This window comes from Streptomyces sp. NPDC001222 (genome assembly GCF_042896945.1).
In the GTDB taxonomy this organism is placed as follows: Bacteria; Actinomycetota; Actinomycetes; order Streptomycetales; family Streptomycetaceae; genus Streptomyces; species Streptomyces gibsoniae.
On record NZ_JBIAXT010000002.1, the window covers coordinates 427,799 to 447,951 of the forward strand.

18 protein-coding genes and 1 pseudogene are annotated in these 20,153 nt (G+C 70.8%); 4 read left to right on the forward strand and 15 right to left on the reverse strand.

What is annotated here, in order from left to right; all coding sequences use genetic code 11:
- Nucleotides 1-341: 341 nt before the first annotated feature.
- Genes ACFY2Z_RS04975 through ACFY2Z_RS04995 form a run of 5 tightly spaced genes read right to left on the reverse strand, consistent with a single transcriptional unit; the run spans nt 342 to nt 5,763 of the window.
- Nucleotides 342-1,070 (reverse strand): response regulator transcription factor, encoded by a 729-nt coding sequence (locus ACFY2Z_RS04975; RefSeq protein ID WP_390742759.1) that lies wholly within the window; start codon nt 1,068-1,070, stop codon nt 342-344.
- Nucleotides 1,071-1,108: 38 nt separating this feature from the next.
- Nucleotides 1,109-3,760, reverse strand: a complete 2,652-nt coding sequence (locus ACFY2Z_RS04980) for an FtsX-like permease family protein (RefSeq protein WP_390742760.1) — start codon at nt 3,758-3,760, stop codon at nt 1,109-1,111.
- On the reverse strand, nt 3,757-4,419 hold the full coding sequence (locus ACFY2Z_RS04985) for an ABC transporter ATP-binding protein (protein ID WP_390742761.1): 663 nt from the start codon (nt 4,417-4,419) through the stop codon (nt 3,757-3,759). Before ACFY2Z_RS04985 ends, ACFY2Z_RS04980 begins: the two co-directional genes overlap by 4 nt.
- Nucleotides 4,406-5,119: an ABC transporter ATP-binding protein gene (locus tag ACFY2Z_RS04990; RefSeq protein WP_390742762.1), complete on the reverse strand. Its 714-nt coding sequence runs from the start codon at nt 5,117-5,119 to the stop codon at nt 4,406-4,408. Before ACFY2Z_RS04990 ends, ACFY2Z_RS04985 begins: the two co-directional genes overlap by 14 nt.
- 5 nt (nt 5,120-5,124) lie before the next feature.
- Nucleotides 5,125-5,763, reverse strand: coding sequence for a hypothetical protein (locus tag ACFY2Z_RS04995; protein ID WP_390742763.1), 639 nt, complete (start codon nt 5,761-5,763; stop codon nt 5,125-5,127).
- Between the two features lie 335 nt (nt 5,764-6,098).
- Here ACFY2Z_RS04995 and ACFY2Z_RS05000 point away from each other — a divergent pair, with 335 nt between their 5' ends.
- Together ACFY2Z_RS05000 and ACFY2Z_RS05005 are read left to right on the forward strand one after the other, a co-directional pair.
- Nucleotides 6,099-7,415, forward strand: coding sequence for a histidine kinase dimerization/phospho-acceptor domain-containing protein (locus ACFY2Z_RS05000; protein WP_390742764.1), 1,317 nt, complete (start codon nt 6,099-6,101; stop codon nt 7,413-7,415).
- A 275-nt stretch (nt 7,416-7,690) separates the two neighbouring features.
- Nucleotides 7,691-8,032, forward strand: a pseudogene (locus ACFY2Z_RS05005) (alpha/beta hydrolase); the annotation flags it as partial.
- Between the two features lie 25 nt (nt 8,033-8,057).
- On the opposite strand, the gene ACFY2Z_RS05010 reads toward ACFY2Z_RS05005, so the two are convergent.
- From ACFY2Z_RS05010 to ACFY2Z_RS05035, 6 genes are all read right to left on the reverse strand, one after another.
- Entirely contained in the window at nt 8,058-8,210 is a 153-nt protein-coding gene (locus ACFY2Z_RS05010; protein WP_390742765.1) for a hypothetical protein, read from the reverse strand.
- A gap of 319 nt (nt 8,211-8,529) precedes the next feature.
- The gene (locus tag ACFY2Z_RS05015; RefSeq protein WP_390742766.1) at nt 8,530-8,658 is read right to left on the reverse strand and encodes a hypothetical protein; all 129 of its coding nucleotides are present in this window, start codon (nt 8,656-8,658) and stop codon (nt 8,530-8,532) included.
- 538 nt (nt 8,659-9,196) lie between these two features.
- Nucleotides 9,197-10,474, reverse strand: coding sequence for a hypothetical protein (locus tag ACFY2Z_RS05020; protein WP_390742767.1), 1,278 nt, complete (start codon nt 10,472-10,474; stop codon nt 9,197-9,199).
- A 50-nt stretch (nt 10,475-10,524) separates the two neighbouring features.
- Nucleotides 10,525-11,781, reverse strand: a complete 1,257-nt coding sequence (locus tag ACFY2Z_RS05025) for a sensor histidine kinase (RefSeq protein ID WP_390742768.1) — start codon at nt 11,779-11,781, stop codon at nt 10,525-10,527.
- A complete protein-coding gene (locus tag ACFY2Z_RS05030; protein ID WP_390742769.1) occupies nt 11,772-12,425 on the reverse strand; it encodes a response regulator transcription factor in 654 nt (217 codons plus the stop codon). Before ACFY2Z_RS05030 ends, ACFY2Z_RS05025 begins: the two co-directional genes overlap by 10 nt.
- 202 nt (nt 12,426-12,627) lie before the next feature.
- Entirely contained in the window at nt 12,628-12,924 is a 297-nt protein-coding gene (locus ACFY2Z_RS05035) for a hypothetical protein (RefSeq protein ID WP_390742770.1), read from the reverse strand.
- Nucleotides 12,925-13,016: 92 nt separating this feature from the next.
- On the opposite strand from ACFY2Z_RS05035, the gene ACFY2Z_RS05040 reads away from it, so the two are divergent.
- Complete coding sequence (locus tag ACFY2Z_RS05040; protein ID WP_390742771.1) at nt 13,017-13,850, forward strand: hypothetical protein; 834 nt, start codon at nt 13,017-13,019, stop codon at nt 13,848-13,850.
- A gap of 387 nt (nt 13,851-14,237) precedes the next feature.
- On the opposite strand, the gene ACFY2Z_RS05045 is transcribed toward ACFY2Z_RS05040, so the two are convergent.
- The 4 genes from ACFY2Z_RS05045 to ACFY2Z_RS05060 all read right to left on the reverse strand — a co-directional run bounded on the left by ACFY2Z_RS05045 (nt 14,238) and on the right by ACFY2Z_RS05060 (nt 19,613).
- Complete coding sequence (locus ACFY2Z_RS05045) at nt 14,238-14,888, reverse strand: thymidine kinase (protein WP_390742772.1); 651 nt, start codon at nt 14,886-14,888, stop codon at nt 14,238-14,240.
- A gap of 91 nt (nt 14,889-14,979) precedes the next feature.
- A complete protein-coding gene (locus ACFY2Z_RS05050; RefSeq protein WP_390742773.1) occupies nt 14,980-16,170 on the reverse strand; it encodes an alkaline phosphatase family protein in 1,191 nt (396 codons plus the stop codon).
- The gene (locus ACFY2Z_RS05055) at nt 16,170-16,757 is read right to left on the reverse strand and encodes a DUF5998 family protein (protein ID WP_390742774.1); all 588 of its coding nucleotides are present in this window, start codon (nt 16,755-16,757) and stop codon (nt 16,170-16,172) included. The genes ACFY2Z_RS05050 and ACFY2Z_RS05055 overlap by 1 nt, the downstream gene beginning before the upstream one ends.
- A 51-nt stretch (nt 16,758-16,808) precedes the next feature.
- Nucleotides 16,809-19,613, reverse strand: coding sequence for a GNAT family N-acetyltransferase (locus ACFY2Z_RS05060; RefSeq protein WP_390742775.1), 2,805 nt, complete (start codon nt 19,611-19,613; stop codon nt 16,809-16,811).
- Nucleotides 19,614-19,785: 172 nt separating this feature from the next.
- On the opposite strand from ACFY2Z_RS05060, the gene ACFY2Z_RS05065 reads away from it, so the two are divergent.
- Nucleotides 19,786-20,067: an HPr family phosphocarrier protein gene (locus ACFY2Z_RS05065; protein ID WP_390742776.1), complete on the forward strand. Its 282-nt coding sequence runs from the start codon at nt 19,786-19,788 to the stop codon at nt 20,065-20,067.
- Nucleotides 20,068-20,153: the final 86 nt, after the last annotated feature.

A 20,153-nucleotide genomic window follows, 5' to 3' on the forward strand; every position in this document is an offset into this window, starting at 1 on the left:
GCCGTCAAGTCGCTGCCGGGGCTCCTGGCGTTCCTCGTGCTCATGGTCGCGGTGGCCGTGCGCACGTCCGGGCGGGGAATCACCGGCGCGACGGGTGGGTACTGGGCTGGGTCGCAGCGGCTCCAACCTCCGACCGGGGCGCGTGCAGGCGCTGCCTGCACAAAGGTGGTCCGCTCCTGCGCGGGGGTGCGGCCCGCTCCGCATCGGTGGCCTGTGACCTGTGAGGACGGCATCGTGGTGGTCACCTGGCCCCGCGGCCGCAACCGGACACCCCAGTTGATGGCGACCCGGCCTCATACGCACATAGAACGACCGCAGGACGCCGGTGTGAACGGAGTCGGTCACGGATCCAGTCGGTAGCCGTGTCCTCTGAGCGTGGTGATGTGAGGCAGGTGGCTGGGGGCGGGGTGTGTCTCGGCGGCGTCGGTGAGGCGACGGCGGAGTGCGGCCATGGTGACGTCGAGGGTCTTGGTGGAGCCGAACCAGTTCTCGTCCCAGATCTCGGCCATGAGGGTCTCGCGGGAGACGGCCTCGCCCACGTGTCGGGCGAGGAGGGTGAGCAGTTCGAACTCCTTCAGACGCAGGGGGAGTTCCGTGTCGTGCAGGTGGCAGCGGCGCGCTGTGGGGTCGATGACGAGGTCACCGAGGTGGATCGGCTGGTCGGCGACCGTGGTGACGGCCTGGCGGCGTAGGTGGGCGCGGAGGCGGGCCAGCAGGACCGTGAGGCTGAAGGGTTTGACGAGGTAGTCGTCGGCGCCGGCGTCCAGGCCGGCGATGATGTCGATGTCGTCGGTGCGGGCGGTGAGGATGACGATCAGCAGGTCCCGGAAGCGGCCGCGCAGGGTGCGGGCGACGTCGAGGCCGTCCATGTCGGGCAGGCCGAGGTCCAGGAGCAGGGCGTCGTAGGGGGCGCGGCCTGCTTCGGCAAGGGCGGCGCTGCCGGTGCGGCTCCAGGCGGTGGTGTAACCGTTGCCTTGCAGGCCGGTCTGGAGATGGTGGCCGATGACGTCGTCGTCCTCGACCACGAGGACCCGGAAGCGGCCGTTGTCGGGTGCGGCGGGCGTGCCCATGGCCGACAGGGTAGACACGTCGGTCGTCGCGTGCTGACTCACAGGTCGCGCAGTTCCTCGATGGCGGGGCGCCGGGCGCGGCGGATTCCGTTGAGGGCCGCCGCCAGCACGGCGATCAGGGCGGCCAGCGCGGTGAGGGCGAGGTAGGTGCCGGGCACGGCCAGGCTGGTGGGCGGGGGGTCGAAGACGCCGGTGAGGACCTTCACGAGCATCTCGGACAGGGCCCAGCCGATGAGGAGGCCTCCGGCCAGCCCCGTGACGGCCAGGAGCAGGGCCTCGGTGAGGACCATGCCACGCAGTTGGCCGGTGCGGGCGCCCAGGACGGTGGCGATGGCGAAGGTGCGGCGGCGTTCGGCGAGCCCGAGGGCGAGGACGAGTCCGCCGGCGCCGGCCGCGAGCAGGACGGCGAAGGCCAACTCGATGCGGGTGAGGCCGGCCAGGTCGACCGAGGTCAGGCTGGTACCGACGGTGCCACGGGTCTGGGTGAGGTCGGTGACGGTGGCAGCGGTGCCGAGTTTGGCCCGCAGTTGTGCGCCGGTCTGTTGTTGGTGCGTGCCGCCGGTGTCGAGGAGGAAGGCGCCCACCGCGTCACTGCCGGTCGCCTGCGTGATGTAGGCGGCATTGGCGACGAAGAAGCTGTCTTTGGGGGCGGTGGGGAATTCTTTGACGATGCCGGCGTAGTGGAACGGAACCGTGCGCAAGGCCTTGGTGCGGGTGTCCTGGATGCGCAGGTTGACGGTGTCGCCGAGGGAGAGCTGGAAGTCGTTGACGGTCTCGGCGCTGACCAGCAGGTTGTCGGGGCGCTCGGTGAGGCGTCGCATGAGCTGCCCGGCGGTGCCGCCGGAGAAGTAGGCGTCCTGGAGGGAGGTTGCCCGGGCGATGGTGCCGGGGCGGACGCCGTAGAGGTCCTGGAGGTCGGAGCCGACGTAGGCGAAGCGGTGCTGGAGTGGTTCGACATGTCGGGCGCCTGAGACCTTCAGCGTGTTCGCGGCGCTGGGCGGGACGTGGGCGCCGGGCGGTTCGGTGACGGTGACGTCGGCGCCGTTGGTCAGGCGGGCGTCGACCTCGGCCTGCTGTTGGTAGGTGGCGTTGAAGACGGCTGTGGAGACCGCGAAGGACACGGCGAGGGCGAGCAGCACCACGGAACGGGCGAGCGGACGGCGGCGCCGGGCGAGGACGGCGGCGGTGGTACCGGAGAGGTTCGCGGTCAGCGGTCGGGCCAGCCGGGCGAGGGCGGGGCGGCCGTGGGCGAGGACCAGCAGCATGAGGCGCCACAGGAGCAGGGCGGCTCCGATCCACAGCAGCGCGGGGCCGAGGAAGGCCCAGTACGACACGGAGATGCTGGGCACGCCCTCCGGGGCGAGGACCAGGGCGTACTGGTTGCCGGAGGAGGCGCGGAAGACCAGCCAGGAGCCGATCAGCAGGGCGAAGTCCAGGCCGTAGCGCGCCCACCAGGGGGTGCCGGCGCCGGATGCGCCGGATTCCTTGCGGGTCTCGGCGACGGTCACCGTCCGCAGGTCGCGTACGGCGGGGACGAGGACGGCGCCGGTGGCCACGGCGGCGCCGAGGACGAAGGCGATGCCGTACCAGAGGGCCCAGGTGCCGGCGCCGGTTCCGAAGGACGCGCTGCCGAAGGCGAGGCGCCCGGTCAGCGCGGCGATGCCCAGTCCCGCCAAGCCGCCGAGCAGGCCGATCAGCGCCGCTTCCAGGCCGGCGAGGCGGGTGATCTGGCCGGGGCGCAGGCCGCGCAGCCGCAGCAGTCCCTGTTCCTGGCGGCGTCGCTCGCCGCCGGCGGAGGCGACGGCGACGGTCAGTGCGGCGGCGAGGACCGCGCCGGGGACCCCGAGGAAGAGGAAGAGGATCTGGGCGTACAGGGCGTCCTGGCGGGCGGAGTCGAGGGCGGCGCCGACGTTGTTGCCGACGAGTGTGGTCCCGGCGGAGCGAGCCTCCAGGTGGTGGGCGGCGCCGGTGACGGCGGTGTAGGCGGCGGCCGGGTCGGAGGGCAGGCGGGTGGTGTCGCGGGCGACGTGGATCTGGGTGGTCGTACCGGTGGAGCCGCGCGTGAGGGCGGCGAACCGGGTGGCGGGCAGGAGGACGACGTTGTCCGGGGGTGCGGTCGGCTGGGACTGGCTGGGGGCGCCGACCGTCTGGAAGAGGGAGTCGGCCTGGGGCAGGTCGACCACGCCGTCCACCTTCACCTGGCGGGTTCCGACGCCCGGCAGTTGGATGGCGACGGTGTCACCGGGGGCGGCGTGCAGGTTGGAGGCGGTCTGCTGGGCCAGCAGGACGCCGGCGGAGGCGCCGGACAGGGTGCGGATCGCGTCGGGGAACAGGGTGCGGTAGCCGTCGGGCAGGCCGAGCGCCATGCCGGGGCCGGTGGTCTGGGTGCTGCCCTGCACGCGGGCGGTGAAGCCGGCGGTACGGGCGTACCCGACCGGTAGGGCAGCCCTCGTGCCGGGGGCCCTGCGCACCAGCGAGATCACTGAGCCGGGGTCGGCGCCGGGTTGGACCTGGACCTGCCAGTCGACGGAGACGGAGCGCAGGGCGCGCTGGGTCATGGTCGCTTTCGACGCGGTGAGGAAGGAACCGAGGGCGGCGACGAGCGCGACCGCGAGTGCGATCCCGGTCAGGGCGGCCAGCAGCCGTCCGGTGCGATGGCGGGCCAGACCGCGGGCCCAGACGGTGATCACGGAGCCTCCTCAGGTACGAGCAACCGGCCGTCGCGCATGGTGCGCCTGACGGCGAGGCGTGCGGCGACGGCGGGGTCGTGGGTGGTGACGACGAGGGCCGCTCCGGTGTGGTCGGCGGCTGTGAGCAGGGCGTCCAGCACTCGGGCGCCGGTGGCGTGGTCGAGGCGGCCGGTCGGCTCGTCGGCGAGGATCAGGCGCGGCGCCTGGGCCAAGACTCGGGCGGCGGCCACGCGCTGGGCCTGGCCGCCGGAGATCTCCTCGGGCAGCCGGTCGGCGAGGTCGGCCGCATCCACCAGAGCGAGCGCGGCGAGGGCGGCGTCCCGGGCCTCGAGTTCGGGGCGGTCGGCGAGGACCAGGGGCAGAGCGGTGTTCTCGGCGACGCTGAGGGCGGGGATCAGGCTGTCGCCCTGGAAGGCCAGCCCGATGCCGAACGGCCCGAGGGAGTCGGCTCGGGTGACGGTGCCGCTGGTGGGTTGTTCCAAGCCCGCCAGCAGATGCAGCAGCGAACTCTTCCCCGATCCGGAGGGGCCGACGACGGCCAGCCGATCGCCGGTCCCGATCTCCAGGTTGGCGCCGTGTACGGCCACGACCGCCTGCGGGCCCCGGCCGAAGGTGAGCGCCGCGTCCCGGCAGACGACGAGTGGCTCATCCGGTGACATCAGGGGCCTCCTGCCGCTCCGGCTCCGCTGAGACATCGACTGCCCTTCCGTCCTCCAGGCCGATGACCCGGTCGGCGACGCGTACGGCCTCCGCGCTGTGGGTGACGATCAGCACCGCGCAGCCACGCGCGGCCCGGTCGCGCAGCAGGGTGAGGACGACCTGTTCCGTCTCGCCGTCCAGTTCGCCGGTCGGTTCGTCGGCCAGCAGAACGTCGGGGGAGTTGGCCAGCGCCACGGCCAGCCCGGCGCGGGCCAGCTCACCGCCGGACAGTTGCCGGGGCAGGGCGTAGGCCCGCTCGGAGAGATCCACTTGGCTGAGCAGTTCCCGCGCGGGGACGGCGGGACGTCCTGCAGCGGCGCGCTGTGCCAGGTGGATGTTGTCGCGGATGCTCAGGTGGGGCAGCAGATTGCGGGTCTGGAGCAGCACGCCGATGTGCCGGGCGCGCAGCCTGGCCCGCTCGGTCTCCGGCCGGTGGCTGATCCGTACGCCGTTCACGCGCACCTCGCCGCCGGACGGTTCGTCGAGCCCGGCCAGGCAGGCCAGCAGGGTCGACTTGCCCGACCCGGACGGCCCGACCACAGCCAGGGTCTCGCCGCGCCGCACCCGCAGGGACACCCCGCGCAGGGCGAGCGTCTCCTCCTCACCGGCCTGGTAGAAGCGGTACAGCTCGCGGGCGGTGAGGACCGTCTCGTCCGCCATGGTGGTCACCGCCAGGTGAAGGAGTCGCTGATGACGCGCCAGGGGTCGACGTTGTCGGCGTTGACCGGCCCGGACAGTGTCAGGTCCACCTCACGGCCGGCCCGGTAGAAGGCGTACCGCTCGAAGGCGTCCCGCACGACCTTGCCGGTGACCGGATCCGTCGCCGAGTCTCCTTGGTAGGTCAGCAGGACGACACGGCCGGCGTGCCGGGTCACCTCGGCCACCTTGGGGGCGGCGAACTTCGGGACCTGCGCACGCAGTTGTGGCACGACGGCGTTCGTCACCTCGCCGATCGTGGGCGCGGCGGAGGTGGAGAACACGTTGATCCGTACGGTGTTGAGCTTGTCCGTGAACGCGGTGGTGTGGGTCCGCTGGGTCTGTGCCCAGCCCTCGGGGACCTTCACGGTGAAACCGGTGCCGCGGAAGGGGACGTACACCTGGTTGTCGGGGATGTCACCGGGCGGGTTGGACTCGGTGGGCGCAGCGTTGTTCTGAGCGCCGCTTGTCGGCGTGGACGACGATGAAGCCGGCGGCGGAGGGCTCTTGGACGCCGTCGAGCCGGAACCGGAACCCGAACAGCCGACGGTCACTGCCGCGACAAGCGCCAGCCCCACGGCCGCGGACGTCCGTACATGTGGTGCCATGGCCACTGCCCTCCAAGGAGTCGTCGGACCGGACGGTCATGGCACTCACGCTAGGAAGAAGCCGGTTAACGCCTCGCTCGCCGACGGTTAGACGCCGGCAAAAGCGCACTCTCCCGGGAACGGCGTAAGGGGGTCAGGACTCCTGGGCCGGTAGCAGGACGACCAGCCGCGCGCCGGGGTGGTCGTCCTCGATCAGGGTGCGGCCCTGGTGTCCTTGACGACCTCGCGGACAATGGCCAGGCCGAGGCCGCTGCACGAGCTGAGAGACCGCTGAGAGGCCGACGATGGCAGGACGGATGCCACTGCGCGAGCCGGGCGGGGCGCATCATGAGGGCATGAGACAGCGCGTGGTGCGAGTCGCCGTCGTTGCCGCCCTGGTCGCCGTGGTCCTCCTCGCCGTTCCCCTGGCCCTGGCCATCCGCTCCGCTCTGTACGCCGACCAGCGCGACACCCTGGAGCGGTCCGCCCTGGCCGGGGCAGTCCGGGTGAGCCCGGACTATGTGACCGGTGACCCCGTGGAACTGCCCGCACCACCGGCCGGCGGGCACCTCGGCCTGTACGACCCCCAGGCGCGGTTGCGCGCGGGCAGCGGCCTCGCGCGCGGCGACGCCCTGGTCCACCGGGCCCTCGACGGTGCGGCCGTCCGGAGCCGGTCGGGCGGTGACCTGGTCGTCGCCGTGCCCGTCTCGCACGCCGAGCAGGTGATCGGTGTCGTACGGGCGTCCTCCCCGGTCGCCGCCGTACGCGACCGGGTCTTCCTGTCCTGGGCGGCCCTGCTGGGAGTGGCTGCGGCCGCGTTGGCCGTCGCCGTCCTCGTCGCCCGCCGTCAGGCACGGGCCCTGGCCGCGCCGCTGGAGGACCTCTCCCGGCACTGTCAGGCCGTCACCGAAGGGCACCTCAATGCCCGGGCGGCCCCCAGCAGCATCGCCGAGATCGACCAGGTCGCCCGCACCCACAACGAGATGCTGCACAGCCTGTCCGAACTCCTGCGACACGAACGGGACTTCGCCGCCAACGCCTCCCATCAGCTGCGTACTCCCCTGGCCGGTCTTCAGCTCACGCTGGAGTCCGGTCTGGAGATGGGCGACGACGCCCCGCTGCGCCCCGTCCTGGCCGAGGCGCTCGCGACCACCAGGCGACTGCACGAGACGGTGGAGGAGGTCCTGCGCCTGACCACATCCCACGCGCTGTCCCGGACCAGGGCGGCCGAGCGTCCCGTAGGCCAGGTACTGCGAGCCACGGAGGAACGCTGGCACGGCCCGTTCGCCCAGGCCGGCCGACGCTTCGACTGCCACGCCCGGGAGGTTCCGGACGACGTCTCCGTGCCCGGCGGACCGGTCACGGAGGTCCTCGACATCCTGCTGGACAACGCCCGCGTCCACGGCCGCGGCACGGTCCGCCTGGTCGTACGCGACCTGGACGACGCCCTCGCCTTCGATGTCACGGACGAGGGCGAGGTATGCGATCCGGCGGCTCGGTTGTTCGACCGAGGCCACAGCGGTGGCGGGCCGGGAACGGGTATCGGTCTCGCTCTCGCGCGCGATCTGGCGATCGCCCTCGGTGGCCGGCTCTCCCTGACAGCCAGCATTCCGACCACCTTCACCCTGCTCGTCCCGGTCCACTCCGCGGAAACGTCACACGATGCGGGGTGAGGAGCGGCAACCCACGATCCCGGTCAGCCCGCAGACGACGCGCACGCCGGGCGTCGTGGCCGAGTCCGGACCACGCGGTTCGCGGCCGTTTTCTGGAGCAAGCCCGTAGGCGGAGTCATTTCCGTGTCAGACACTCACCGTCATCGGCACGAATGGGGGGGAGACGGCCGTACCGAACGCCGGCGGCGCCGCGCGCTGCCCGGCAGCCCGCGCCCGTCGGCGAGAGCATGTACCAGCCTGTTGAATGTCGCGCTCGAGGGCAGCGGCACGACCCTCAGCCGGTCCTCGTCGTGCCGGAGCTTCGCGCCATGGTCAGGGCGGGGGTGCGCGCCTACCGCCTCCGCCGCCCCGCCCCGCTGCCGCTGGCCGAGGGCGAACTGTTTCACCGTGCGCACGCCCTCTACCTGGTGTTCGGCAGGCGAAGCCTCCTGGTGCATCCACAGCGGCAGGTCGAGCGCGTCCCGGGCCTGATACCGGGAGCCCGGGCGTAGATCATCTCCGACACCGGCCACGAGCCCCGGATCGACTACACGGACGAGATCAGCAGGCGCATGCTGAGCTTCATGGACTCCGTCCATCGACCGGGGACTCTCCGTCAGGATCTCCACTTGATCTGACTATCCATCAGTTACTCTGACGCCGTCACACACCGTGAGGGGTCATGTGATCAGCGTGAACGAATCCCATCGAAGGCCGCGACGCCTCGTGCTCGGTGCGGCACTGATCGCCGCGCTCGTCGTGCAGTCCTTCGCGCTCATCTCCGGGCAGATGCAGATCGACGATCTGCGGGCCCATGGGACCGACGCCGGCCCCTCCGGACCGCCGGGCACCACTGGGCCGGTCGGTCCGCAAGGCCCACGGGGCAAGGACGGGAAAGACGGCAAGGAAGGAAGAGACGGACGCGACGGCAAGCACGGGGAGGACGGGAAGGACGGCAGAGAGGGCAGAGAGGGCAGGGACGGAACGGGTGGCCGGGACGGGAAGGACGGGAAGAACGGGAAGAACGGGCAGAACGGGCAGAACGGGCGAAACGCCACCGACTCCCCGAGGGCGTCCGTGTCCCACAACCACCGTCACCGTAGGCACACCACCAGGGCCCTCCCGACCGACTTGCCTACCCGGCCAGTTCTTCCCACAGGTTCGGGTCGGCAATGACGATGACAGTCCTGAGCTGATTGATCGCCTGGGTGCGCGCCTTGACCGCCGACCCCTTGGCGAGTTTGTACATCCGGGCGATGTCCACCGGTCCATCGCCTGACCTGGCCCGGGCGCGCTTCCGCCCGCTCGGCACCGCCCGGCCGCGTTCTGGGCATCGAGCGGGTCCGACTTGCCGCGCCGAGGGCGGTCGGTCCGGTCGGGCCGGTTCACGTCGAACACTTCCACACCCTGGGCCGGCGGATAGCGGGACCGGGCCGCCCCGAAGGAGCCGGTCCATACGGCCGCGGCGTCGCCGCCCTCGACGTCGAGCTCGATCAGACGGGCGGCGGCGAGCTCGTCCTCAGTGAGCAGGTGCGGCAGCGGGGCGGCGTCGGCGTCGGCGTCGGCGTCGGCGTCGAAGGAGGCTTCCACGCTCCGGCCCAGGTCGGGAGCCGTGGTGAGGATGGTGCGGTCGTATTCCTCGTTGTACGCCGGCACCGTGCGCCCCTGGGTGACGCGAAGCAGCTCGGGCAGCACCTTGTCCGAGGCGGGCGGCGGCCATTGCGTCACTGATCCCGTGCACCGCGAGAGCGTGGTCGGCGGCGACCCCAGGGGAGTCGCCGCCGATCAGCCGATCAGGTCCGTCAGCGCATGTCTGTGAGGAGCTTGTTGAGTTCAGCCTCCTGCTGGGCCGGCGACATCGGCGGGTTCGGATGATCGATGCCGAAGGTCTTCAGGACCTGGTCCATCTGGGCGTCGATGAACGTCCAGCCCGTGTTGTCCAGCGGCTGCAGCGAAGCCTGGTCGGCATCCCAGAGGTCTCGCAGCGACTGGGCAGCAGTGTGGGCCCCGGTCGCGTTCCCGGACTGTGCGTCTTTGAGTGAGGTCGATGCGAGTGCCCTCAGTGCGTCGACCTTAGTGGACGGGAAGTTCTTCACGGCCTGGCCAGGGGCGAGTTGGACGGTGGAGGTGGCGTCGGTCTCCGGCGCCGGTCCGACGTGCGGCTGGCTGTGCGCCCAGACCAGCAGGGCCCCGGTGGCGACGGCGAGGAGGCCGAAGCCCGCCAGCGCGATGCGCTCCCTGTGCGGGTTGGCGGTGATCTGCGGGGTGTGCGTGGCCTCGTAGGTCTCGGTCACGTCGGAGCGCGTCACCGTCAGGTAGACGACAGTCGCCAGGATCAGGCCGAGGAAGATCAGGCTGGTGGTGAAGGTGCCCAGCGCGAGGCCGGTCGGGTCGCCCGGGCTCTGAGCGACCTTCGGGGAGGCGAGCCAGTCGCCGATGTTGGCGCCCAGCGGGCGGGTCAGGATGTAGGCGAGCCAGAAGGACAGCACCGGGTTGGCGCCGAACTTCCACAGCAGCGTGATCGCCGCGATGAGGCCGAGCGGCAGCAGGACCGAGACTCCCGGGCTCCAGCCGGTGAGCTCGAGGGTCCAGTCACCGGTCGCGGTGCCGAGCGCGAAGGTGACGAGAACGGCGAGCCAGTAGAACGACTCACGCGGCAGCGTCGTGACCGAGTGGATCGAGAGGGTGCGCTCGCGCAGCCACCACACGCCGAAGACCACGGCGAGCAGGACCGAGAACACTACGGAGCTGATCCACAGCGGCACGTTGAGCTGGTCGGTCAGGATGTCGGTGTACAGCGTGCCCGTGACACTGACAACGACCACGGTCAGCCAGTACGGGAACGGGACGTACCGCTTCAGCCGCAGCTGGACGCCCAGAACCACCACGAAGACCGCGGTGAAGATCCAGGCCGTGTTCACCAGGCCGACGCCCAGCTTCATGTTGATCCAGTCGGCGAAACTCTCACCGACGGTCGTGCAAAGGATCTTGATCACCCAGAACCAGACGGTGACCTCGGGAACCTTGTTCAGCATCAGCCGCCCACTGCGGCGCGTGCGGGCTTCGCTTGTCGTTGTCATGCGACGAGGTTGACTCGGCCAACCTGCACACAACCTGACTACGCAATCGCCTATGGCGTGGGGAAGGTCACCTCGACGCGACCGTTACCATCCGCGATCGCACGGACTGCCACTCCCGCGGACGCGGCGAGACGCCTTACCACGGCGAGCCCCAACCCGTGCCCGTTGCCGCTGGTCACGCCCGCTTCGAAGACCCGATCAACCTCCGCCGGATCGAACCCCGGGCCGTCGTCGAGGACATCGATCACGGCGCCCTGGGGCTGGATGCGCGCCGTGACCCAAACGCGCGAACTCGCATGCCGCAGGCCGTTCTCCAGCAGGGGTGACAACACAGCCACGACGAGTTCGCTTGCCACGGCGACGTCGACGTTGGTCGGGATGGCGAGTTCGATGGAGCGACCAGCGATCGCCTGTCGCGCCGCCGCTCTGAGATCGCAGCGGGTACCGCCATCGATCCGTGTCCGGGCGGCACTCAGAATCGTCGTGATCGCCGTGTTCAGGCGGTCGACCTCGGTCAGAACAGACTCCGGTGCCAGATGGTGACCGGAGAGTTGCGCCAACTGTGCCTCGCCCCGCAGGACCGTCAAGGGCGTCCGCAACTCGTGGGCGATCTCGTCGGTGAGCCGGCGCTCGTCCGCGAGCGCGTTGTCAATGCGGTCGAGTAGGCGATCGAGAGTTCGCCCGAGCTCCCCGAATTCATCGCGAGGAACGCCGAGGTTGAATCGGCGCCCGGGTTCGTGATCGCCCCAGTCGTCGGCGAGAGCGGCCATTTCGTGGACCACCCGCAACGCACGACCCACCACGAGGTATGCGACGACGCCTGCGAGCAGGATCGAGATGCCCCCCAACATGAGCGACATCGTCACGCTGCGCTGCTCCGACGTCTCGTACGGCGTCAGATCCACCCTCACGACCACCACGACGCGGTGGCCTTCTAGTCGGATCGGCTGGGAATACAGAAGGTAACTGCCGACCGTGGTGGTTTGAGACTTCCCGGAGCCGGCAAGCGCCTCGACGCGGTCAAGGAGGCTGCCCGGCACGATCCCGTCGATGAGGCGCCCATCGGCATACACCCACGAGACGGTGTCCAGCGCTTCGTTGCCGCCCTCAATCAGCGCGACGTGGCCACTGCGTACGGTTACGTTCGCCGCCACCGCCTCTGCACGCGTATGCGCCAGAGTGTTCGCGTCGGCGTCGGTCACCTGGCTCAGCAACACGTGTGAGACCACCACCAGCACTGCGACCACCGCTGTCGCGATCAGAACCGCAAGCGCGACGACCCTCCCACGGAAGCCGGTCACTCCCATCGATAGCCCACCCCACGGACCGTCGCCAGGCGATCGGCCACGCCCAGCGCACCGAGTTTGGTCCGTAGCCGGCGAACGAAGGAGTCAAGGGTGTTGTCGCTGACCTGCGCACCATGCGGCCAACCGGCAGCAACGAGGGCGTGGCGGCGTACAGCGTCGCCCTGCGAAGCGATGAGCCTGCCCAACAACCGAAACTCGGTCGGCGTCAGGCTCTCGCTTGTCGAACCGTAGATCACGACATGTTTCGCCGGATCGAGAACGACGCCCCTCGGTGGGGTCGTCGCGGTTGTTCTGCGTAGCAGGGCGCGGACCCTCACCAGCAACTCCGGGACGTCGAACGGTTTCGTCATGTAGTCGTCGGCTCCCGCCTCGAAGCCGCCCACCTTGTGATGCATGCCGTCCAGAGCGGTGAGCATCAGCACCGGGGCATCAACGCCACGCGCCCGCAGCGCCAAGCAGACATCGCGGCCGTCAGCGTCCGGAAGCCCGAGATCCAGGACGACCAGGTGAGGGACCGGCTCAAGATGCCGCAGCAGGCCGTCCGCCGTAGAAGCGACTACGACCGTATGACCGTCGTGCTCGAGTGCGCGCTTGAGGACGTCGCGGACCGCCGCGTCATCCTCACACACCACAATAAAAGCCACACGCTGACCCTAGGCACTCCAGCCAGAGTTCTCCATTCTCCCTGGTCAGCGCCCTGACAGTCGGAGTGGCTCCTGCTGCCGACGGTCACGTGATTCGGCTCTGGCGCTGATCTTGCGACGGGGCGGGGCAGGGCGTGAGGAGTATCCGCTTGAAGAGGCAGCCGAGGTTGGCGCGCCCGATTTCCTCGCCTTTTGGGCATTCTCACACGCGTGACCTGCCCTTCGGCCTGGCCGGAGCCGGTGCGATGTCCAGCACGGCAAGGTGTTCGCCCCTCCGGGCCTCCGCGGTCGACACCCGGCCTTCGGCAACGATCACGCTGATTGCTTGATCGATCACCGCATGGGACACCACGGCCCGCTCAGGCGTGGCGACGGCAGCCTCCCGCCCGGCGAACACGCTGGGTACTTCAGCGCGAGGGGGAACGCCCTGGCCGTCGGTGAGGACGCCGGCGTAAAGGGTGCCTGTCACGCTCACCACCACCACGGTGAGCCAGTACACGAAACAGAGAGGGCGCCCCTCCCGTCAGCGCAACGCGGGACCGTCTACGAACGTGTAGACAAGGAGGGTCTTGATTCGTGTAGCGTGCTCGGGTGACTTCGATAGCTCGCCATGCCCGTTCGGGCAGCACCGCCGCAGGCGTCGTCCAAGGCGCGGTTCGCGTTCCCGGAATCGTCGCCGCCTTCTGGATAGCAAAGGGGTTGTCGACGGCCCTGGGGGAGGGCGCCTCGGACTATCTCGTCCAGGCCATTGTGCCGCAGCTCGCGGTGGTGCTCGGATTCGCCGCCTTTCTCGTCGCGCTTGTGATCCAGTTCCGCCAGGCTCGCTACCGGGCGTGGACGTACTGGTTCGCCGTCGCCATGGTCGGCATCTTCGGGACGATGGCAGCCGACGTGATGCACGTGGCCCTCGGCGTGCCCTACACCCTCTCCAGCGTGCTGTACGCAGTGCTGCTGCTGGCTGTGTTCTGGCTGTGGCGGCGAACCGAGGGCACCCTGTCGATCCACTCCATCGACTCCCCCCGCCGTGAGGCGTTCTACTGGGCGACCGTAGTCGCCACCTTCGCCATGGGCACGGCGCTGGGTGACTTCACCGCGTTCACCCTGCACCTGGGCTACTTCACCTCTGCGGCCGTGTTCGCGGTACTGATCCTCGTTCCGGCGGCGGGGTACCGATGGTTGCGCTGGAATCCGGTGTTCTGCTTCTGGGCCGCCTACGTGATCACCCGTCCGCTCGGCGCGTCGATCGCCGACGGCCTGGGCAAGCCCCGCTCCGTCGGAGGCCTCGGCCTCGGCGACGGGCCGGTGACTCTGGTGCTGCTCGCCCTGATCGTCCTGGTGGTCGCCTACCTGGCGGTGACCAAAGCGGACGTTCAGCGTGAGCACGAGCCCGCCACCCCACCGGAACCGGCCGCCGCGCGCGTGTAGCGGGGGCAGCGGATCCGACGGTTCTCACATAGCCCCTCCCCACGGTCCCGATGACTCGCACGGCAACGCCCCGAGTGACCAGAGCAATGCTCATGCGCATGCTTCGAGCTGTGGACTATGTGTGGACCGATACTCATCCAACAGCCGTCTGCAAGGCTGTGGCCTGCCTCGATTCCTGGCAGTCAGGCGCCCTCCGGAGCGGTGTGCGTAGGTTCGAATTCCTGCCCAGGACTCGAACCTGCGGCCCGGCCGACGGGCGCCGGCCACAACGGACCCTGTGGCGCCCTGACGCGACGCTCCGGGCGGCTGGTGCCTGCACCCCACCGCCGGCACCAGCCGCCCCGCCCATGGCCCGTCGGCTACGGATTCCGCGGAGGAACCACGTCGTCAATCCGATGTGACCGGCAGGACATCAGGGGACAACGCGCCCGCACGGGCTGAAGCGCTGGTCATCCTGCGGAGATGATGGCGGCGGCACAGAACCTCGTAACCGATCTCCTCCACCGCGCGGTTGACATCACCCACAACCACCTGAGCACCCTCGACCACCATCTCCCCAGCCACCGTACGGGCGTTGTGCGTTGCCCGCGCGCCGCACCAGCACAGCGCCTCAACCTGGAGGGTCTCGATCCGGTCGGCCAGCTCGATCAGCCGCTGCGAGCCAGGAAAGAGCTTGGTGCGGAAGTCGGTGGTGATGCCGAAGGCGAAGACATCGAGCCCGAGATCGTCCACGACCCGCGCCAACTGATCTATTTGCGCCGGTGCGAGGAACTGCGCCTCGTCGACGATCACGTAATCGACCTTACCGCCCTTGGACAACTGATTCACCACATATCCGTACACATCCATACCCTCGGTGGCCTCGACGGCTTCTGTGACCAGGCCCAGTCGCGAGGACAGCTTCCCCTCGCCCGCCCGGTCATCCCGCGTGAAGATCACACCCCGAAGGCCCCGAGCTGAGCGGTTATGTCCGATCTGGAGCGCCAAAGTCGACTTTCCACAGTCCATCGTTCCGGAGAAGAACACCAGCTCGGGCATGGGAAAGTGCGGCCTTTCGGGGCGGGATGGAAGAAGGGGGCGCGAGGAGGCGACGGGAGGGACGGAGAGCGTGGGCGTGCGCCCCCGCCGCTCAGGTACGGACTTCGAGCAGCGGCACCAGCTGCTCCACGGCCGTCATCGAGCCGTGGTTGCCGACCATCGACGACTCCTTCGGCTCCCGCTCCGAGGCGATGATGAGCACGTCGTCGTGGGCCGCCGCGACCACGTCACCGATGCGGGCGTACACCCGTTCGTCGACGCGCGGGCCGAACCAGCCGGCCGCGATCGCCTCGTCCCGCGAGGCCACCCAGAACTGCTCGCCGAGCACCTCGCGCCAGCAGGTCAGCACGTCGTTCTGGGCACCGGGCAGGGCGTAGACGTGCCGGGCGCGTCCCTCGCCGCCCAGCAGGGCGACTCCGGCGCGCAGCTCCCAGTCCTCGTCGAAGTCGATCCGGTGCCGCTCGTCGAACGGGATGTCGATCATGCCGTGGTCGGCGGTGACATACAGCGCGGTGCGCGGCGGCAACTGCTCCGCCAGGCGCTGGGCGAGCCGGTCGACGCACATGAGCTGGCCGCGCCAGGCGTCGGAGTCGACGCCGTAGCGGTGGCCGGCGCCGTCCAGCTCGGCGTAGTACGTGTACACCAACGAGCGGTCGCCGGCGGCCAGTTGTTCGGCCGCCAGGTCCATCCGGTCCTCACCGGTCAGCCGGCCGCGGAAGGTGCCGCCGCTGAGCGCGACCTTGGTCAGCGGGGTGTGCTCGAAGGTCGGGGAGGACACCTGGGCGGTGTGCACACCGGCCGCGTCCGCGAGCTGGAAGACGGTCGGGTACGGCTGCCAGGCGTACGGGTCCGTCCAGGGCTGCCAGCGGAGCTGGTTCATCAGCTCGCCGGTCTCCGGGTTGCGGACCGTGTATCCGGGCAGGCCGTGCGCCCCCGGCGGCAGACCGGTGCCGACCGAGGCGAGCGAGGTCGCGGTGGTCGCCGGGTAGCCCGCGGTCAGCGGGCGGCCGGTGCCGCCGCGGGAGGACGCCAGCAGCGAGGTGAGGAAGGGCGCCTCGCCGGGGTGCGCCTTGAGCTGCTCCCAGCCGAGACCGTCGATCAGGAACACGCAGTTGCGGTCGGCCGCGGTCAGTTCCGCGATCACCGGGGTCTGGCCCGGCACGCCCATACCCGCGGCCAGGGTGGGCAGCAGGTCGGCGAGGGAACCGGATCCGTACTGGGGCAGGGGCGCGGACCCGGCGGCGAGCGGCTCCGGGTGGTCCTCCCAGGTGGGCAGCGCCATCAGTGGTTCAGATCCGCGGTCGCCTCGGAGAGGGACTGCGCGAAGGTGAGCGCCTGGCGCACCGTCTCCGGGCCGTCCCCGGCCTCGCTGACCCGGAGGCTGAGGTCGTCCGCCGTCGAGCTGCCCGTGTAGCCGTGGTCCGCCTCGCAGTTGGGGTCGCCGCAGGCGGCGGGCTCCAGGTCGAGACGGGAGACGGCACCCCAGCCGATGGTCAGCACGACCTCGCGGGGCAGAGTGCCCGGCGTGTACGACTCGGGGTTGGCGACCATGCGGCTGACGACGACCGACGAGATCCGGCCGAGCTTCACCGACTCCGTCGACGTCGTGGCGTACGGCGACGGGGAGGTGTCGTCCGCGGCCTGCTCGTCGGTGTGGCTCACGATGAAACGGGTGCCGGTGAGGACGAGCACGGTGACATGGCGACGGACCTCGTTCGCGTCGAACGTGGTCTCCTGGTGGACCAGGTACGACCGGATGGGCTCGCCGCCCACGGCGGCTTCCACCGCTTCGGCCACGAGAGCCGGGTAGTAGCCGCTGCGCTCGATCGCCGTGCGCAGCCCCTGGGTCGTCGTACTGGTCTTGGCCATGACGTCCATCCTACGGGGGCCCACTGACTGCGAGGCACCGCTCGTCACCGCTCAGTACGGCGGAAGTGTCCTCGGACCGAGATCGCCACGGGCCGGTGGCGGCGCGAGGCGCACGGAGGCGCCGAGCACGCTGAGGCCTCGGGGGGACACGACGACGGGTTCCAGAGTGACCGCGACGACCTCGGGGTGATCGGCGACCAGCCGTGACACGCGCAGCATCAGCTCTTCGAGGGCGGGTGTGTCCACGGGGGCGGAGCCGCGCCAGCCGAACAGGAGCGGCGCCGTCCGGATCGACCGGACCAGGGAGGCGGCGTCGCGGTCGGTGACCGGAATCAAGCGGTGCGCCATGTCGTCGAGGAGCTGTGAGGCGGCTCCGGCGAGCCCGAAGGACAGCACGGCGCCCGCAGCCGGGTCGATCACGGCCCGTACGAGCGTGTCCACGCCGCGTGGCGCCATGCCCTGGACGACCGGCCGCAGCTGCTCCGGCTGCCCGAACAGCTCGGTCAATTCGGCGTACGCGCGCCGCAGTTGCTCCTCGTCGGCCAGGTCGAGGCGGACCCCGCCCAGGTCCGCGCGGTGCCGCAGATGCGGGGCGGTGGCCTTGAGGGCGACCGGGTAGCCGATCGCCAGGGCGGCCCGGGCGGCGGCGTCGGGGGTGGGCGCGGGCAGGGCCCTGCGGACGTGGATGCCGTACCGCGTCAGCAGGTCGCAGGTCTCGTCGCTGCCGAGCGTGAGGCCCTGGCCCCGCGCGAGCAGCCGCCCGATCAGCGCGGCGGCCCCCTTCTCGTCGATGTCGTCGTACTCGGGCACCCTGCCGGGCTCGGCGGTGTCGCGTCGCCACTGGGCGTATCTGACCGCTTCCGCCAGCGCCCGGACAGCGCGTTCGGCGGCGGGGTAGGCGGGAATCAGCCGGGCGTCGGACGGGGCCTGAACCGTGGTGGGCGGCAGTTCCACCGGGGGCGGAACGTCGGCGCGCCGGCCCTGGGGCGAGGTGCTGGCCGCGGCGGACAGGGCCTCGGCGAGCCCGCCCAGTTCGACGTGGACCACGAGCACCGGCTTGGCGGGGGCCGCCGCGGCGGCCGAGCGGAGGGCCCGCGCGAGCGCCGCGTCCCCGGCCGAGGCCTCCCCCACCGTCGGGATGGCCGTCACGACGACGGCGTCGCACGCCTCGTCGGCGAGCGCCGCGGTCAGCGCCCGGTGGAAGTCCTCCGCCGACGCCGCCGTCGTCAGGTCGAGCGGCGGCAGCGGGCGCAGCCCCTGCGTCAGGCAGGCGTCGTAGGTCAGCAGGCCGAGCGACTCGGAGTTGCCGAGGATCGCCACCCGGGGCCCGGCGGGCAGCGGCTGGCGGGCCAGCAGCAGCCCCGCGTCCACCAGTTCCGTGATCGTGTCCACCCGGATCACCCCGGCCTGCCGCAGCAGCGCGGAGACCGTGGCGTGCGGCAGGCGCGTGGCACGTACGGCGTGGCCCTGGGGGGCGCCTCCGTGCCGCGCGCCCTGCACCACGACCAGCGGCTTGGCGGCGGCCGTGCGCCGTGCGAGCCGGTTGAACTTGCGCGGGCTGCCGATGGTCTCCAGATACATCAGGGCGACATCGGTGTCCGGGTCCTCGTACCAGTACTGGAGGACGTCGTTGCCCGAGACGTCCGCCCGGTTCCCGGAGGAGACGAAGGTCGACACGCCGGTGACCCCGGTGACGCCTCCGCCGCGCCGGTGCAGCCGCGAGAGCAGCGCGATACCGATGGCGCCGGACTGGGCGAACAGCCCTATGCGCCCGGTGCGCGGCATCTCGGGTGCCAGGGAGGCGTTGAGCCGGACGTCCGGTGCGGTGTTGATGATCCCGAAAGCGTTGGGCCCGATGATCCGCATCCCGTACGACCGCGCGAGGCGCAGCAGATCCCGCTGCCGCTGACGGCCGTCGGGCCCGCTCTCGGCGTATCCCGCGGAGATCACCACCAGCCCCTGCACCCCGTGCTCGCCGCACTCGGCGACGACCTCGGGGGCGTGCTCCGCGGGAACGGCGACGACCGCGAGATCCACCGGCTCGGGGATCTCGCGGACCGACCGGTGGGCGGGCACCCCGTCGAGTTCCTTGCGGTCCCCCTCGAAGGCCTTGTTCACCGCGTACAGGCGGCCGGTGTACCCACCGTCCCTGAGGTTGTCGAGCACGCTGCGGCCCACTCCCCCGGGTGTGCGGCCCGCGCCGATCACGGCGACCGAGCCGGGGGCCAGCAGCCGCTGCACCGACCGCGCCTCGGCCCGCTGCTCCCGCGCCCGCTGCACGGCCAGCGACCGGTCGGTGGGTTCCAGGTCCAGTTCCAGACGTACGACGCCGTCCTCGAAACTGCGCTTCTGCTGGTACCCGGCGTCCGTGAACACCTTGATCATCTTGGAGTTGGCGGGCAGCACCTCGGCGGCGAACCGGCGGATGCCGCGCTCCCTGGCGACCGCCGCGATGTGTTCGAGGAGGGCCGACGCGACCCCGCGTCCCTGGTGAGCGTCCTGCACGAGGAAGGCGACCTCGGCCTCGTCGGAGGGCGCGGAGGCGGGCATGCCGTCGGCGCCGATCCGGTCGTAGCGTACGGTGGCGATGAACTCGCCCCCGATCGTGGCCGCGAGTCCCACCCTGTCCACAAAGTCGTGGTGCGTGAAGCGGTGGACGTCCCTGGCGGACAGACGTGGGTACGGCGCGAAGAAGCGGTAGTACTTCGACTCGGCGGAGACCTGCTCGTAGAAGCTGACGAGACGCTCGGCGTCATCAACGGTGATGGGCCTGATGCGTGCGGTACCGCCGTCGCGGAGCACCACGTCGGCCTCCCAGTGGGCGGGGTACTCGTGCCGGTCCGACGCGGTCTGCATGGGCCCCAGAGTACGGCTCGCGTCCGGCGACGGCGCGAGGCAGGCTGGGGGAACCGTGCACGGACCGTCCAGCATGCGGACCGTCCGGGGAGGGGGCTTCCGTCCGGTCCGGGAACGCTTCACCATATGGAAAACTGGTCTAGACAACCCTGAAACCGAAGGGCAGCAACACATGGCTGAGCGCCGCGTCAACGTCGGCTGGGCCGAGGGCCTCCACGCCCGTCCCGCCTCCATCTTCGTCCGGGCGGCAACGGCCTCCGGCGTCCCCGTGACCATCGCCAAGGCCGGCGGCAACCCCGTCAACGCCGCGTCCATGCTGGCGGTTCTGGGCCTGGGCGCCCAGGGCGGCGAGGAGGTCGTCCTGGCCTCCGACGCGGACGGCGCGGACGCCGCACTGGACCGCCTGGCGAAGCTGGTCGCCGAGGGCCTCGAGGAGCTCCCCGAGACCGTCTGACCCTTCGGACCCCCCGGTCACCAAAGCCGCGCCTCCCCAGGGGGCGCGGCTTTCGCCGTCGTGCGGGAGCGGGCACGGTGGACTTC